Here is a 14,974-nt window from a genome sequence, read left to right as displayed (position 1 = left end):
GTGCGGACAGGCTCCGTACGGGCTACCTTCATTCACCCGCGACACCCGCACCCGACAGCGCCTTCGCCAAGTGCGGGTTGGTCACTTGCTGACCTCGCCGTCCCAGTGCGGATGTGGCAGCCATGACGGTGCGCTGGTAATTCGCCAGCGCCCGGCGGACATTGGGGGCCTCCAGCCCGGCTCCGGCCGTCAGCCGGTGCAGATCTACATAGGCCGAGCGAACCACCTCGATCCGCTGGTAGACCTCGATGTCCTCCGCCCACCCCTTGGTGTAATCGTCGCCCAGCTGCCCGGCCCAGCGCCCGTACATGCGGTCGCGGATCCACGGCCTGTGCGGCGTCAGGTGCAGATGGCGCACCAAGTCGTACAACGGGTCACCGATCATGGCCAGTTCCCAGTCGATGAGGGTGAGCCGATTAGCAGCGCCAATCACCAGATTCCAGGGATTGAGATCCCCGTGCAGGAGCACCGGGCGGCGATCGGTCACTTTGTGGCGGCCGAGGATGTCCCTCAGCTGATCGGCGTCCGGCAGTCCGAGCCCCTGGGCGAGTTGCATCGTCTCCCTCGGCAGTCTCGCCACGAGATCGGCGAGCTGCGCGCACAGCCATTCATAGAACCCGTCGAGCTTCGGCTCACCGCCGAAGCGGTCAGTGGGCATCAGCGCCAGCTCGCACAGCTGGTCCACCAACGCGTCCGCCTGTTTCGGCATCAGCCCGTCCGCGGGATGCCGAGGTGCCGGCATCCCGCCTGGACCGCCGATATAAGAGTGGATGGCGAAGTTGCCTCCGGGGCGGGTGGATCCGACGGCCAGCAGGCGAGGGGCCCGCACTCGCGCGCAGAAGGACTCCAGGGCCCGCAGCACCTCGTTCTCGTCCAGGCGCCCCATGTGCTCCAACCCCGCGCCGCCGAGTCTGCGACGCACGATCACCGTGGCATCGACGGGCTCCCGTACCCGTACGACCGTGTTGAGGTGGCCCGTTCCCTTGAAGACGTGTTCCGCCCCGGCCGACCCCTCGGCGGCCAGTGCCTCCCGCACCGCCGCGTCGGGGAAGGGGGCTCGATCCACGGACCCGTCGGCCCTGTGCCACACGAGGGGCGGCGCGGGCCGTGGCGCCCTTTTCCTGATGGTGAGGCGGGCGGTGTACCAGCGGTGGAGGATGTTCTCCACCTCGGTCACTGCGGGCGGCTCCCCGAGGGCCAGTGGCTCGCTGGCCCGTTCCAGAGCATCGCTGATGCTCCGCGCGGCTGAGTCCAACCCTTTCGGTTCGTCCGCTGCGCCGAGGCTCCGCGCCGCGCGCATGGTGTCCGGAAACACCGACTGTGCCCGCTCGAAATCCACATAGTGCCGGAGCTCCTGTTCCATGGATACGACCGCAGCTGGGCACTCTTGCTCCACGGCCAGCCGCCAGGCAGCCGTCGCCTCGTCCCACTGGGCAGCCGGGTAGCGCATCCGGACCAGATGGGTGGCCAGGTCATGCAAGGGGTCGCCGTAAGAGGCGAGTTCCCAGTCGAGGCAGACAAGCGGTGGATCGGCGACGAACGGGACGATCACGTTGTCCCTGTGGAGATCGGTGTGGAGCAGAGCGTAGGGGCGCGGGGTCAGCGTCGGCAGCCTCTCGACGTACCGTCGCAGCACGTCCTCGGGCACACCGAGTGCGATGAACAGACCACCGAATTCAGTCCAGTTGGGCTGCCTCACTTGCTCTTCGGCCAGGACCACGAGCCTTCGCAGGAATCCCGTACTGTCACCGTCGCGCGGCCAGGAGGTCGGCAGCGGCGGCAATACCCACCGGGATACCTTGGCCAGGTCGGCGAACAGACCGGCAAGCGAAGTGACCAGGTCGGCGTCCAGCCGCATGCCGTCGGGGCAGACCGCCGACAGCGGCACGCCTGCCACATAGCTGTGGATGTCCGTGTCGCCGCAGGACATCAGGAGCTCGGGGACACACGGAACCCTCCCGCGAATCGCCTCCAGGATGCGATCTTCCTCGGGCCAGGTCCTGATGACGACGCCCAGTACGCCTTGGGCCCGCTGCCGTACGGTGACGAACTCGCCCTGCTCCCGTCCCAGCAGCCTCGCCATCGGCTCGTCGAGCCTGGCGAAGAAGTTGCGGTGATGATGCCCGCGGCTCATCGTGCCCTCGCGGAGCGCGTTCCGCAGGAAGGCGCCGCAGGCGTCGGACGACGAACGGCTGGGCGCCGGGGGACCGGCCACATGGGGACTGCCGGCCACCTGGGCCACTCCCTGGATGATTCAACGGCGCTGGCGATGACGAGCAGAGCCTACTAAGCGCAAACCCGCTTTACTCGCCCGCAGTTGCACCACTCGGACGCCAAGTAGCTCCAGAGAGTGAATTAATCCATTCCTCGTCGAACCAGCGTTGGGACTCCCGTACGAAAAGCGAGCCGTGGGACTCGGGGTCCGCGCCCTTCTCGTAGTGGATCAGGGTCGCCTGCATCCCGAGTATGTCCACGGCGTCGACCGTCTCTCCCCCGTGGAGCGTGATGGGGCGGCGCTCCGACCGGTACAGCGCGTGCAGCGCCTCGGTCCGGTTGACCAGATAGAGCTTGAACTGGGGTCTTGACCGCGTATATCTGACGGCCACGGTCACGGACGGTACCCAGCCCTCGGTGTTCAGGTCCTCCAGCGTCTTGCGCACCATCCCGGCCATGACGTCGATGATGCCGTGCAGCCGCTCCAGCAGGGCCGCGTTGTCACCGCCGCCGCAAGGCCGTGGAAGATCCATCAGAGCATCCTTGGCAGGCAGGAGCATCCGGATTTTGATACCGCGAGGCGAGATCTCGCCTCGTCGGATCCGGCCTGCCTGCTCCTGAAGTCGGCCCACCAGTGATTCCGAGGTGAGGCTGTACACGTCCAGGGCCACCTCCTCCGCCGCGAACGCCTTGTCGAGGACGAGTTCGAGGTTGACCCGCTTGGCGTGGCCCTGCGGCTGGTCAGGTGAGTGGATGCTCTGTGTCTTGACGACCCGGTGTCCTCGGCCCTGCTCGGCCCTGATCCAGCCCTCGCTCCGCAGCTCCCGCAGGACCCGCTGGACGGTGTCCCGGGACACGTCGAACTCCGCGGCGAGCTCCCGCTCGGAAGGCAGCAGCCGGTCGATCGGGTAGGTGCGGCCGTCTGCCAGCCGACTGCGCAGGGTGTCCGCGACACGTTGGAACGCCCTGCCCGTCCCTCCACCCGCTCGCTGACTGCCCACACCTGCGACCGTACTGCTCCCGGCGTTCCGGCATGCCACTTTCAGTCATATAGGAACCCCGAACAGATGGCGGGTTAAAGGATCGGAAGGCTCGGGGACATAGCTCTCAAGCACCAATTCAGTCCAGTTGGACTGCCATTGATCAGTCCAACTGAAGGCAAACAGGGAGGGTCCCATGAGGATCCCTACGGCGAGGACGCAGCGCTCGTTCGCTGCCGGCGCCTCACAACCCGCCGACACCTCGCACCGCTTCAAGGACCCCGCCCAGCGAGGTCACCACCAGCGGCGCCCCGGCCCTGCGCAATCGTTTCGCCCGTCTGGTGTCGCGCGCGTATCCGAGGAAAGGGACGCCCGCTCGCTGGGCGGCATCCCAGTCCGTGGCGCTGTCGCCGATCATCAGTGCGGCCGCGGGACGCGAGCCCAGGGAGTCCAGGGCCTGGTGGAGGCAGTACGGATCCGGCTTCAGCAGATCCAGGTCGGTGGTGCGGCCGTGGATGTGGGGGGCGAAGCAGTCGATGAGCCCCTGGTCGGTCAGGTAGCGCTCCACCGCGCGCGGGGAGTTGTTGGTCGTTATGGCCAACCCTCGGCCGCCGAGCCGCCAGGTCCGTATCAGCTCGTCGGCATGCGGGGTGGGTGTGGCGCTCATCGCAGCGCCGGTCTCCTCCCTGGTCAGCCGCTCCTCCAGCTCACTGACCAGCCCGCTGCCCGGACGCAGTTCGCTCGCGATCCTCAGGACGCGATGCGGGTCTCTGGATGCCTTCACCCGGAGCCCTCGCGCCTTCGCGAGGCGCCTCATCCTGTGCGCCACTCCGGGCGCGCTGTGGTGGGCGAAGAGGCGGCAGACGGGGCCGTCGAAGTCGAAGAGCACGCATTCAGCTTTCGCGATCAAACCCGTCAGGTCCTCCATCACGGTCACCACCGACGAGGAATTCGTAAGATTTGAGTGTCCATCAGGACAGTCTCAACTGCGAAGTGATCGTGTTCCAGAGGCCGTCGAACCACCGCTGCGACCGCTCCACGAAGGCCGCGTCCCTCGACCCCCCGCTGCGCAGGTACTGGAACAGGATCGACTGGTTGCCCAGCGAGTCATAGATCTCCACCGAGGTGTCGTCGATCTCCTGTTCGCGGCGGGTGATGTCGTAGTAGCCGAAGAGGGCCTCGGAGCCGTTGAGCAGGTAGAGCTTGATCGGCGAGGTGAGCGGGAGCGCCTGGAACTCGATGCGGACGTCGATGTCCTCGATGATGTGCAGTGCCTCCAAGTTGTCCCGCAGGACCAGGCCTTGGGTGTTCCGCTGGCTGAGCCAGCGCTCGTGTACAAGCCGGTCGTCGCCGTCCACGGAACGGTGTACGGGCCGCGGAAAAGCAAGATTGATCCCCCGGTCCGGCAGCAGCACCCGCACATGCACCGACTCCGGCCGGAACAGCCCCGCGTGGATCGCACCCAGCGGCTCCCCCAGCGCCAGATTCAGCGTCTCCGTCGTCAGGCACACCGCGTCGATCCGCACCTCCCGCGCGCGGAACGCCTCCGCCACCCGGGGGCTCAGGACCGCCGCCGTCCGCTTCGGTTCCTCGTCCGAAGGGCGCGACGCGGCCGGGACCGCGCTGGCGATCTTCGCGGGGGCGCCCTTGCGGCCCTCGGTGATCAGGCCCTCGCCGTGCAGTTGCTGCAGGGCCTGGCGCACCACCGTCCGCTCCACGCCGTAGTGCTCCACCAGCCAGGCCTGGGTGGGCAGTTTGGCGCCGACCTTGAGCTCGCCCGCGCGGATCCGGGCCCGCAGGGAGGCCGCCACGTCGTCGGGGGTGCGCCTGGCGTCCCCGCCGTCCGTCACCTCAGGTTGCGAAGTCACATCTGAACGCTACAACTATCTGACAGCAATGGGGAGTTGTTCGGGAGTTGGTTTATGGGTCTTGAGCTAGCGGGACAACTTCACCAAGTTGTCCGCCAACTTGGTGAAGTTCTCCGAAGCCCTACGAAGTCCTACGGGGAGGGACTCCATGCCAGTGATCGCGCTCATCGTCGCCCTAGCCCTCGTCGCCTCCGAGAAGCTGGTCCACCACAAGCTCGGGGCCGTCGGCACCGTGGGGATCGTGGTGCTGTCCGTCGGCGTGCAGACCCACGACCACACCTTCACCGTCATCGGCGCGGCCGCGATCCTCGCCGCACTCATCCCGCAGGCGGACAAATGAGCATCGCCGTCAGCATCAGAACATGTCCGGGCACCAGGCCCGCCGAGGCGTCCGCAAGAGGGCGTCCGCCCGGGCCGCTGCCCCCGCCGTCTCCTCGGCGGCCCGGCCCAGCGCGGCCAGTCGCACCGCCGACTCGTCTCCCAGGTACAGCGTCCCCAACTCCCGGACGTCCAGAGTCAGATCCGGCGACGAAGTCGTGGGGGCACAGGACGCGCCGGACGGGTCCGCGTCCAGGCGGTAGCGGCCCGACGCGAGGCCGGACGCGTCCGTGACCTCCAGGACGAGGGTGCCCGAGGACGCGTACGTACGCGCCTCAAGGGCCCGTACGACGTCCAGCACCCGCAGCCACAGGAAGTCCGCGTGCGTCACCATCCGGGCCGCGCGCGGGTCCGGGAGGAGCAGCGGGAGCAGGTCGTCGGGGGCGCGGTAGCCCGTGCGGACCTTGGTGATCCAGTCGACCGAGCAGACGAAGTGCCACAGCGCGCGCTCGGCGGCCGGGGTCAGCCCCAGCAGCCCGCGCACCGTCGCCGTGTTCAGCGGCTGCTTGGCGTCCGTCCACGTCTCGTCCGCGTGGTAAGCCGCCAGACCCTCCACCTCGCCCGCCGCCGAGCGGTACACCGCCCAGAACGGCTCGGTCCACGGCTGGTCGTCCCGCCGGACCGTACCCGTGGTCAGGTCCCACCAGCGGGCGCTCCGGCTCACCGCGCCCGGCTGCCCGGCCCGGAAGCGCTCGAAGAGCTCGGGGCCCAGCTTGCGTACGTCCCCGGCGTCGGCCAGCTCGACGCGGCCGCCGTCCTCGGGGCCCGACCAGCGCGGGTCCAGGCCCGCCCGGCCGGTGTCGACCTCCCACTCGGCGGTCCAGGTGGCGGGGCCGAACCCGTACCGCCCGTAGATCGGGTACTCGGCGGCGATCAGCGTCGCCGCCACCTCGCCGCGCTCCTTCGCCGCCGCCAGGTCGTTCGCCATCATCCTGCTGAGCAGGCCGCGTCGGCGGTGCGTCGGGGAGACCGTGACGTTGGTGACCGCGCTGGTGGGGACGGCCGCGCCGCCCACCACGGTCAGCTCCTGGGCGAACGAGCGGAAGGTCGCCACACAGCGGCCGTTGTCGAACACGCCCTGCGTACGCGCCAGATCGCTGTTGGCCAGCCGGTTCGCCAGGTCGTTCTCGCCCACCACCGGCGGCCGTAGGAAGCCGACGTTGACGGCCTTGAGCCAGTCGCCGAACTCGGCTTCGGAGACGGTACGGATGTCGAGGGCGGGAGGGGTGGGGGCGGCTTCGCGGCGGCTCGGGCTCATACCGTCACGCTAGGCACGCCCCCGCCCGGCTGTCGCGGCAATTTCCGGGGCCTCGCGGCGACGCCTCAGAACGCCGCCCGGACCTCCCCCACCCGCTCCGCCCCGCCCAGCAGCGGCGCGCTGCCGATGCGGTCGACCACCGGCGCGTCCACGCCGAGCAGGCGCAGCGCGCGGGCCAGGACCGGGCCGAGGGCGCGCGCGGCGCCGTCGTCGACCTTGAAGGCGAGCGCGCGGCCGTCCGGCAGCGCCACCGCCTGCACCGCCTCCGCGCCCATCTTCGACAGCGTCCCGGGCAGCTCGCGCATCAGCCAGGTGTCGGGGCGGCGGGTGCCCGCCACGTACTCGGGGTGCGCGCGCATCGCGTCCGCCACCCGGCGCTCCGGCGTGCCGGGCTCGGCGAGCACGAACGTACGGAACGCCCGCGCCAGGCCCGTCAGGCTGATCGCCATCAGGGGCGCCCCGCAGCCGTCCGTGCCGACCGTCGTCACCGGCTCGCCCGCCGCCGCCTCCACGCCGTCGTGCACCAGGCGCTGGAGCGGGTGCGCCGGGTCCAGGTAGGTCGCCTCGTCCCAGCCGTTGAGGCGGCAGGCGGCGAGCATGGCCGCGTGCTTGCCGGAGCAGTTCATGGTGACCCGGTCGCGGACGTGGCCCGCCGCCAGGTACGTCTCGGCCTCGGCCGGGTCCAGCGGCAGGTCGGGCGGGGTCTGGAGGTCGGCCGGGGTCAGCCCGTGCTCGGCGAGCATCTTGCGGACGAGGTCCAGGTGGAAGCCCTCGCCCGAGTGGCTGGCGGCGGCGAGCGCCAGGCGCTCCCCGGAGAGGTCGAGCCCGGCCCGCAGCACGGCGGCGGCCTGCATGGGCTTGTTGCTGGAGCGCGGGAAGACGGGCGCGGCCGGGTCGCCGAGCGCCAGCTCCACACTGCCGTCGGCCGCCAGCACCACCAGCGAGCCCCGATGATGGCCCTCGACGAAACCGGAACGTACGACTTCGGCGAGGACCGGGGGTATGACGGTTTCGGTGGTCATGGCGGGGCCTTCCAGGGGTGGACCCGCCTCGTAACCCCGAAGTGGCCTTCGAATCGGTGGTCAGATGAGCAGGTCGTCTACTTGTGCTTCGCCTTCACGGTACCTGCGGGCGATCTCCGCGCTGCAATCGTCGGCCGTGCGCTGGAGGTGCTGGCGGCGCCGCGAGACCTGCTGCTCGTAGCGGATCAGCCGGCCCATCGCGGTGTGCAGCTCCTCGTCCGTACGGGCGTCGAGGTCGGAGAGCTGGACCTCCGCGTCCATCTCGGCCGCGAGTCGGCGGTACTCGGCGCTGCGCGGCGTGGAGAGCGTGACGTGGCGGGCGGAGGCCCGGTGCGAGGAGGGCGCGTCCGCCAGGATCTCGGAGAGCCGCTCCACGACGGGCGTGTGCGGCCCGGTGCGCCGGGCCAGCTCGGCCCGCAGGATGTCGATGCGGCCGTGCAGCAGCCGCCGCACATAGCTGAGGTCGGCCTCGTCGCTCTGCGACTGCCGTCGCAGCGTCCGCAGCTCCGGCAGCCGCAGCGCGGTCAGGTCGGGGTCCTTCGGTACGGGCAGATGGTCACCGGCACGCTGGACGGGCGGTCGCGAGACGGCCGCCCGCGCGGCCGACGGGCTCGTCCGGGTCAGCGAAACGGGGCCGGGCGAGTGCTGCCCGGCGCCAGGAGTGCTCATGAGTCTTACCGTCCCCTCGACCGGTGCGGGATGGGGCGCACCGCCTGCCAGCATCGTGCCACTCCCGATGGCGCATATGCAGACACACACCACCCGTTCGGCCCCCGTCGGACCGGATTGGTGCGTGGAATAGGTTGGGTCCCATGCGAGCGGTGGTACAGCGGGTGGACGGCGCGAGCGTCGTCGTGGCGGGCGAGACGGTCGGCGAGATCACCGGCGAGGGCCTGTGCGTCCTGGTCGGGGTCACCCACGGGGACACCCCCGAGAAGGCGGCGCAGCTGGCCAGGAAGCTGTGGTCGGTACGGATCCTGGAGGGCGAGAAGTCCTGCTCGGACGTGAAAGCCCCGCTCCTGGTGATCTCCCAGTTCACCCTCTACGGCGACGCCCGCAAGGGTCGCCGCCCCACCTGGAACGCGGCGGCCCCCGGCGAGGTCGCCGAGCCCCTGGTGGACGAGGTGGTGGCGCGGCTGAGGGCGCTGGGGGCGAGGGTGGAGACGGGCAGGTTCGGTGCGGACATGAGGGTGACCCTGACGAACCACGGCCCGTTCACGGTCCTGGTGGAGGTCTAGCCGTTACGGCTCGACCACGACCTCCTGGGCCGCAGCGGTGACCCCCGCCAGCAGCTCCGCGTCCACCGGCACGTTCCGCTTCACCAGCGCCAGCGCGATCGGCCCCAGCTCGTGGTGGCGGGCCGACGTCGTGATGAAGCCGATCTGGCGGCCCTCGTCGCCGTCCGCCGCCACCCGCAGCGGCGTCCCGTGCGCCGGCAGCAGCACCTCGCTGCCGTCCAGGTGCAGGAAGACCAGCCGGCGCGGCGGCTTCCCCAGGTTGTGGACGCGCGCGACCGTCTCCTGGCCCCGGTAGCAGCCCTTCTGGAGGTGCACGGCGGTGCCGATCCAGCCCAGCTCGTGCGGGATGGTGCGGTGGTCGGTCTCCAGGCCGAGCCGCGGCCGGTGCGCCTCGACCCGCAGCGCCTCGTACGCCAGGATCCCGATCGCGGGCCCGTGCGCGGCGGCGAACGCCTCCAGCTCCGCGCGCGGCAGGAACAGGTCCCGCCCGTGCGAGGCCTCCCGGACCACCGTGCCCGAGGGCACCTCGGCGATAGACCCGGCGGGCAGGTGCACCACCGCGAAGTCGGCCGTACGGTCGGCGACTTCGACGCGGTAGAAGAACTTCATCGACTCCAGGTACGCGACGAGGTCGTCCTGCGTACCGGGCTCGACGTGCGCCCACACCGTCGTACCGTCGTCGACGAGGTAGAGCGCGTGCTCGATGTGCCCGTGCGCGGAGAGGATCAGCGCCTCGGTCGCCAGGCCCGCCGGCAGGTCGCTGACGTGCTGGGTGAGCAGCAGGTGCAGCCAGCTCAGCCGGTCGTCGCCGGTGACGGTGACGACACCGCGGTGCGAGAGGTCGACGAGGCCGCTGCCGTCGGCGAGGGCGCGCTGCTCGCGGAACAGGTCGCCGTAGTGCGCGGCGACACCGTCGTCGGGCCCTTCGGCGGGGACGGCGCCGGGCAGGGACAGCAGGGGACTCTTCATGCAGGCAAGCCTACGACTCGCCGTTCGAAGCATCGCTCGAGGCGTTCTTGGCGCACTTCTCGCACTGCCCGAAGATCGCGAAGTGCTTCATGTCCGTGGTGAAGCCGAACGTCGAGCAGAGCTTGGCGGTGAACTCCGCCGCCACCTCCACGTCCGCCTCGATCACCGACGTACAGTCCCGGCAGACCAGATGGATGTGGTGATGGCGGTCCGCCAGGTGGTACGTCGGGGCGCCGTGGCCCAGATGGGCGTGCGAGACCAGACCCAGCTCCTCCAGGAGCTCCAGGGTCCGGTACACGGTGGAGATGTTCACGCCGCCCGCCGTCTTCCTCACCTCGGTGAGGATGTCGTCGGGCGTCGCGTGTTCCAGTACGTCGACGGCCTCCAGCACGAGCTGGCGCTGGGGGGTCAGCCGGTACCCGCGCTTGCGGAGGTCGCTCTGCCAGTCGGTGGTCACCACACGCCCAGTGTAGGAGCCACCCCGGGATTACCGACTCCGCAAACGGATCTCGTACTTCTGAGACGGATCTCCTACTTGCGGATCTCCTACTTGAAGAAGGCGATCCCGTCGTCCGGCAGGTCGCCCAGGCCCCTGGCCATCGCCGCGACCTCCTCGGGCGTGACGACCTTCTTGAGGTGCGCGGACATGTACGGCCGGAGCTCGACCTCGGGGGTGGCCTTCTCGCCGACCCACATCAGGTCGCTCTTCACGTATCCGTACAGCCGCTTGCCACCGGTGTACGGACCGGAGGCGGCGGTGCGCGCCACGGCGTCCGTCACCAGGTCGATCTGCGGCTTCTGGTCGGCGAGCTCGCCGTACCAGATCTCGACGACGCCCTGGTCGCGGACCATGACGACCTCGACCTTGCGGTCCTTGTCGATGCGCCAGAAGCCGGACTCGCTTTCCAGCGGCTTCACCTTGTTGCCCTCGGCGTCGAGGATCCAGGAGTGCGACACGTACTCCAGGAAGTCCCGGCCGTCGTGGCTGAAGGTGACGGACTGGCCGAAATTGGCCTTCTCGGCGCCGGGGAAGTCGGTGACGCCCGCGCCCTCCCACGTGCCGAGGAGGAAGGCGAGGGGGACGAGGTCCGGGTTCAGGTCGGACGGGATCTCGATCATGAGGCTTCGATCAGTCTTTCGTTACGTCTGCGGCTGGGGCGCGGTTCAGCGCTGGCCCTGGTACAGCTTCTTCACGGCCAGACCGGCGAAGGCGAGGACACCGACGCAGACCAGGACCAGCAGGGTTTCGAAGAAAGCCTCAAGCACGGGGTGCTCCTCGGATGAGCGTGTGGGCAGTAAAGGGCCGTACCCCAGCCTAATGGGTTGAGCCACGGCCTTCTCTGTGAGGTGCGCCGCCGCGACCGCGCGGCGCACCTCGACGGGCCCGCCGGTCAGCCGAGCAGCTGGTTCTGGAGGACCACGGTCTGCTGGAAGGGGACGGCGGGGGCGGTGCCGGAGCGGGACTGGACGACCACCGCGAGGACGTCACCGGCCAGGACGTACGCCTGCCGCAGCTGCTCCGGTCCGTACGGCTTCACCTCGTCGTACGGGTACCGCGCGGTGCCCTCGACCAGGGCGTTCATCGGGAACGACTCGTCCAGCTCGGCGTAGTGGCCGCCGATGAGCGCGTGGTACGGCGTGCTGTAGCGGGCGACGTCCTTCGACAGGACCCGGTTGGCCAGTGCGTGGGTGTCGAACTGGAGCAGGAAGATCCTGCTCCGGGTGCCGTCGGGCATGGTCCAGCCCCGGGCGGCGATGTGGCGCAGCCCGTTGTCGGCGAGCGACTGGCCGAAAGCCGCCCGGTCCTCCTTCTCGTACTGCGCGAGGAACACGGAGGTCGCCAGCCAGCCGTCGTCGCCCTTCAGCGCCGGGTCCGGCACCGCCCCCTCGGGGGCGGGCAGCACCAGCGCGCGCAGATCGGCGTAGTGGTTCTGCCCGGTGTTGGACCCCGCGAGCGGCCGGGGCGCACCCGGGGGCAGCGGCGGCAGCGCGATCTCCGGATACCGCCAGCGCCCGTCCGACTCGGTGGAGAGCCCCGGCAGGTCGGTACGGGTGCGGTCCACGACGGCGTACGCGGTGCCGGCGCCGACGGAGAGGAAGGCGAGGACGGCGGCGGTCCAGCGCAGTGCGGCGCGGGTGCGGCGGCGGGGCGGGGCCGGGGGGTCCGGCTGGGGGGCGGGTTGCTCGTCGGCGGTGGGCTGCGGCTCCGGCCGATCGGGGGTGACGGACTGCGGCTCCGGCTGCTCCTCGGTGACGGGCTGGGGCTCTGTCTGCTCGGTGGTCGGCTCGGTCACACCGACTCCCCGGACGCGCCGATCCGGTCCAGCTGCTCGCTCAGCAGCAGGGCGACGCCCTTGGCGTTCATCGGCTTGGGGCTCTCGGCGACGACGTCCACCAGGACCTCGCCCCGGTACGCCGAACAGACCATCATGTCGAGCTTCTCGTCCTTCTCGTCGGGGCCCAGGAAGCACCGGGCGTCCTTGTGCCCCTTGACCTCGGGGCCCTTGCGCATGATGCCCACGGAGTCGAACAGCGCCGTGCGGAACTCGGCGATCTGGCGCACGGTCCGGGTGTTCTCCATCCGGGAGAGCGCGATCTGGACCGTGAAGGCGGAGGCGGCGGCGACGTTCGAGTCGGGCGCGTCGTCGGTGCTGCTGTAGCTGCGCATCGCCATGCCCTTGACGCGCTCCTTCTCGACCCGCTTCTCCAGCTTCTGCCGCTGGCCACCGGTCAGACCGCGCAGGGACTCCCTGCGCAGCGCCACCACCTGATCGCCGGTCAGATCGGCGTCGGCGCCGAAGCCCTCGATGTCGGGGCCCCGGCTGTACCCGTCGGTGCCGTACGGGACCAGCATCCGCCCGAGCTCCGAGGCGGCCTTTCCGGCCTGGGCACCGGCATCGGCGGTCTTGCGGTCGCTCGGCGGGAAGGCCCAGTCCGGCGCGCCGGGCGCTCGGTCGGCCCGGTCCACGACGACGGCGGTGGCCCCGACTCCCCCCACGACCACCACGAACAGCACCCCTCCCACGGCAAGGGCGACACCACGCCTTCTCCCGCTCACATCCGCTCCCACTGCCGCTGTGCCAGGTCCAACGCCTTGCGCGCCGCGATCGGCTCGTCGCTGTCGAGCCACAGCTCCATGAGGACGTTCCCGCGCCGCGCGAAGGCCTCCGCCCGGTGCCGACTGCCGGAGTCGAGGTCGCCGCCGGTGTAGACGCGCCCGTTGCCCGAACCGCTGATCGCCGTGGTGTGGCCGCTCTCCTCGGCCGCCCACCGCTCGGCGCCGTCCAGGGCCCCCTGCGACGCGACCACGCGCTCGTCCCGGAACTGGACGAGCCGGATCGTCACGGAGAGGTTCCCCTCCCGCCATTCCGCCACGGCCGCGCGCCGGAACTCCTCGCTCAGCAGGTTCCCGAACGCCGCGTCCGGCTTGGTGAAGTCCTCCGCGTAGTCGGACATGGGCAGCCAGCCATCGATGCCCGCCGGACGCTCGACGTCCGACGCCCCGGCGGGCCTCTTCAGCAGCATGTTCCGCAGATCGCCGTCCGACGCGGCCTTGCGGTCCCGGGCGGCGGAGAGCGGCGCGGGCGCCTTGCCCTTCGCCTGCGCGAGTACGGGCTGGGAGAGCGGCGGCAACGGGGTCGGCGCCCGGCCCGCCTGAACGGTGTAACCGGCGCACAGCCCGGCCACCACGCCGAGCACGGCGCCCCCCGCGATCAGCAGCGGCGTACGCCCGCGCCGCCGCACCACCGCTGTCGTATCCGTCGCTTCCGTCGTATCCGACGCGAATGCCGTATCCAAAAGGGTCCCCCCACGAGACCTCGGTACGGGCCCGATCACCCGTGCACAGAACTGACTCGCCGTCCTCGGGAGGGGTTGTGCCGGTGCGCATTACAGTTCGGCATATGGCCAAAAAGCTCGTACTGAAGGTGACCGCCGGGGCCGACGCCCCCGAGCGGTGTTCGCAGGCGTTCACCGTGGCGGCGGTCGCCGTCGCCAGTGGGGTCGAGGTCTCGCTGTGGCTGACCGGTGAGTCGTCGTGGTTCGCCCTGCCGGGGCGGGCCGCCGAGTTCGAGCTCCCGCACGCGGCGCCGCTGCCGGACCTGATCGGCGGGATCCTGGCGGGCGGCGGCACGATCACGGTGTGCACGCAGTGCGCGGCCCGCCGCGACATCACCGAGAAGGACCTGATCGAGGGCGCGCGGATCGCGGGCGCGCAGGTCTTCGTCCAGGAGGCGATGGCGGACGAGACGCAGGCGCTGGTCTACTGAGGGCGCCGGGCGCCCCTTATTGGCGCGGGGAACTGCGCGACCAGCCACCCACGGCCCGCAGTCGAAGTCTCGGCACCCCAGCGAAGCGTCTAGTACTTCTTCTTGCCGTCCAGCTCGTCCCACCACTCGTCCGACTTCGGGTCCCCAGTGGGGTCTCCCCTGCTCGAACGAAGTTGAGAGCTTGGGGATGGGTCGTCCCACCAGCGGTCGTCCGGGCCTCTCCGGTTCGCGACCATCGCCGCGACCGGCGGGATCAGCATCGCGACCACGCACATGGCGACCGCGGCCGGGACCGACCACAGCCGCACGAATCCCCAGGCGGACACGAACAGGACCAGGCATCCGCCCATCAGCCAGAAGTACTCGCGCCGGCGCCGGGCCAACATAAGTCCAGCGTACGGCTGAAACGGCGCGGAGGACCGCACCCGGTCCAGGTAGCGTCCAACCCCCTGGGGTGCGGCCCTCCGGCCAGTACAGCGGCGCTCGTCGTCAGACGGCGATCGCGACCTCCGACAGGCCGCCCGTCTGGGCGACCACCGTGCGGTCCGCCGTGCCGCCCGGGACCAGGGCGCGGACGGTCCACGTGCCCTCGGCCGCGTAGAAGCGGAACTGGCCCGTCGCCGAGGTCGGGACCTCGGCGGTGAACTCGCCGGTCGAGTCCAGCAGGCGGACGTAGCCGACCACCGGCTCGCCGTCCTTGGTCACCTGGCCCTGGATCGTGGTCTCACCGGGCTTGATCGTCGAGGCGTCGGGGCCGCCTGCCTTCGCTCCACACATGG

Annotated in this window: 18 protein-coding genes; 3 read left to right on the top strand and 15 right to left on the bottom strand. The window is 70.5% G+C overall.

The genetic code is table 11. From position 1 onward, the window contains the following. Positions 1–28: 28 nt before the first annotated feature. From IE252_RS04510 to IE252_RS04495, 4 genes are all read right to left on the bottom strand, one after another. A complete protein-coding gene (locus IE252_RS04510) occupies positions 29–2,242 on the bottom strand; it encodes a phosphotransferase family protein (protein WP_308434515.1) in 2,214 nt (737 codons plus the stop codon). Positions 2,243–2,303: 61 nt separating this feature from the next. Then, a complete protein-coding gene (locus IE252_RS04505) occupies positions 2,304–3,215 on the bottom strand; it encodes a winged helix-turn-helix domain-containing protein (protein ID WP_190087972.1) in 912 nt (303 codons plus the stop codon). Positions 3,216–3,438: 223 nt separating this feature from the next. After that, positions 3,439–4,122, bottom strand: coding sequence for an HAD family hydrolase (locus tag IE252_RS04500; RefSeq protein ID WP_190087971.1), 684 nt, complete (start codon positions 4,120–4,122; stop codon positions 3,439–3,441). 43 nt (positions 4,123–4,165) lie between these two features. Then, positions 4,166–5,062: a winged helix-turn-helix domain-containing protein gene (locus tag IE252_RS04495; RefSeq protein ID WP_229847999.1), complete on the bottom strand. Its 897-nt coding sequence runs from the start codon at positions 5,060–5,062 to the stop codon at positions 4,166–4,168. Between the two features lie 148 nt (positions 5,063–5,210). Here IE252_RS04495 and IE252_RS04490 point away from each other — a divergent pair, with 148 nt between their 5' ends. Next, positions 5,211–5,402: a hypothetical protein gene (locus IE252_RS04490; protein ID WP_190087970.1), complete on the top strand. Its 192-nt coding sequence runs from the start codon at positions 5,211–5,213 to the stop codon at positions 5,400–5,402. Positions 5,403–5,417: 15 nt separating this feature from the next. Here the strand turns inward: IE252_RS04490 and IE252_RS04485 are convergent, their stop codons facing one another. The 3 genes from IE252_RS04485 to IE252_RS04475 form a co-directional block, all read right to left on the bottom strand. Further along, entirely contained in the window at positions 5,418–6,698 is a 1,281-nt protein-coding gene (locus IE252_RS04485; protein ID WP_190087969.1) for a GNAT family N-acetyltransferase, read from the bottom strand. Between the two features lie 65 nt (positions 6,699–6,763). Further along, positions 6,764–7,720, bottom strand: coding sequence for an asparaginase (locus tag IE252_RS04480; RefSeq protein ID WP_190087968.1), 957 nt, complete (start codon positions 7,718–7,720; stop codon positions 6,764–6,766). Between the two features lie 60 nt (positions 7,721–7,780). Beyond that, the gene (locus tag IE252_RS04475) at positions 7,781–8,389 is read right to left on the bottom strand and encodes an RsiG family protein (RefSeq protein WP_190087967.1); all 609 of its coding nucleotides are present in this window, start codon (positions 8,387–8,389) and stop codon (positions 7,781–7,783) included. A gap of 143 nt (positions 8,390–8,532) precedes the next feature. Between IE252_RS04475 and dtd the strand changes: the two genes are divergently transcribed. Continuing rightward, complete coding sequence (gene dtd, locus IE252_RS04470) at positions 8,533–8,958, top strand: D-aminoacyl-tRNA deacylase (RefSeq protein ID WP_190087966.1); 426 nt, start codon at positions 8,533–8,535, stop codon at positions 8,956–8,958. Positions 8,959–8,961: 3 nt separating this feature from the next. Here dtd and ygfZ read toward each other — a convergent pair whose 3' ends face one another. The 6 genes from ygfZ to IE252_RS04440 all read right to left on the bottom strand — a co-directional run bounded on the left by ygfZ (position 8,962) and on the right by IE252_RS04440 (position 13,674). Beyond that, the gene (gene ygfZ, locus IE252_RS04465; protein ID WP_190087965.1) at positions 8,962–9,927 is read right to left on the bottom strand and encodes a CAF17-like 4Fe-4S cluster assembly/insertion protein YgfZ; all 966 of its coding nucleotides are present in this window, start codon (positions 9,925–9,927) and stop codon (positions 8,962–8,964) included. Between the two features lie 10 nt (positions 9,928–9,937). Next, positions 9,938–10,387, bottom strand: a complete 450-nt coding sequence (locus IE252_RS04460) for a Fur family transcriptional regulator (RefSeq protein ID WP_190087964.1) — start codon at positions 10,385–10,387, stop codon at positions 9,938–9,940. Between the two features lie 86 nt (positions 10,388–10,473). Further along, positions 10,474–11,046 carry a heme-binding beta-barrel domain-containing protein gene (locus IE252_RS04455; RefSeq protein WP_101388959.1) on the bottom strand — a complete coding sequence of 191 codons (573 nt, stop codon included), beginning with the start codon at positions 11,044–11,046 and terminating at the stop codon, positions 10,474–10,476. A 272-nt stretch (positions 11,047–11,318) separates the two neighbouring features. Continuing rightward, a complete protein-coding gene (locus IE252_RS04450; protein WP_190087963.1) occupies positions 11,319–12,221 on the bottom strand; it encodes a hypothetical protein in 903 nt (300 codons plus the stop codon). Then, positions 12,218–12,952, bottom strand: a complete 735-nt coding sequence (locus IE252_RS04445) for a hypothetical protein (protein WP_229847997.1) — start codon at positions 12,950–12,952, stop codon at positions 12,218–12,220. Before IE252_RS04445 ends, IE252_RS04450 begins: the two co-directional genes overlap by 4 nt. 29 nt (positions 12,953–12,981) lie before the next feature. Further along, positions 12,982–13,674, bottom strand: a complete 693-nt coding sequence (locus IE252_RS04440; RefSeq protein ID WP_190087961.1) for a hypothetical protein — start codon at positions 13,672–13,674, stop codon at positions 12,982–12,984. 155 nt (positions 13,675–13,829) lie between these two features. Between IE252_RS04440 and IE252_RS04435 the strand changes: the two genes are divergently transcribed. Further along, complete coding sequence (locus IE252_RS04435) at positions 13,830–14,195, top strand: DsrE family protein (RefSeq protein WP_190087960.1); 366 nt, start codon at positions 13,830–13,832, stop codon at positions 14,193–14,195. Between the two features lie 89 nt (positions 14,196–14,284). Here the strand turns inward: IE252_RS04435 and IE252_RS04430 are convergent, their stop codons facing one another. Both IE252_RS04430 and IE252_RS04425 read right to left on the bottom strand, forming a co-directional pair. Then, positions 14,285–14,581, bottom strand: coding sequence for a DUF3099 domain-containing protein (locus IE252_RS04430; RefSeq protein ID WP_190087959.1), 297 nt, complete (start codon positions 14,579–14,581; stop codon positions 14,285–14,287). 103 nt (positions 14,582–14,684) lie between these two features. Beyond that, complete coding sequence (locus IE252_RS04425; protein ID WP_190087958.1) at positions 14,685–14,972, bottom strand: DUF1416 domain-containing protein; 288 nt, start codon at positions 14,970–14,972, stop codon at positions 14,685–14,687. Positions 14,973–14,974 lie beyond the last annotated feature (2 nt).

The sequence above is a fragment of the Streptomyces melanogenes genome, assembly GCF_014649795.1.
GTDB classification, from domain to species: domain Bacteria; phylum Actinomycetota; class Actinomycetes; order Streptomycetales; family Streptomycetaceae; genus Streptomyces; species Streptomyces noboritoensis.
The sequence above is the reverse complement of the archived record's forward strand: the minus strand, read 5'-3'. Positions and strand labels throughout refer to the sequence as shown.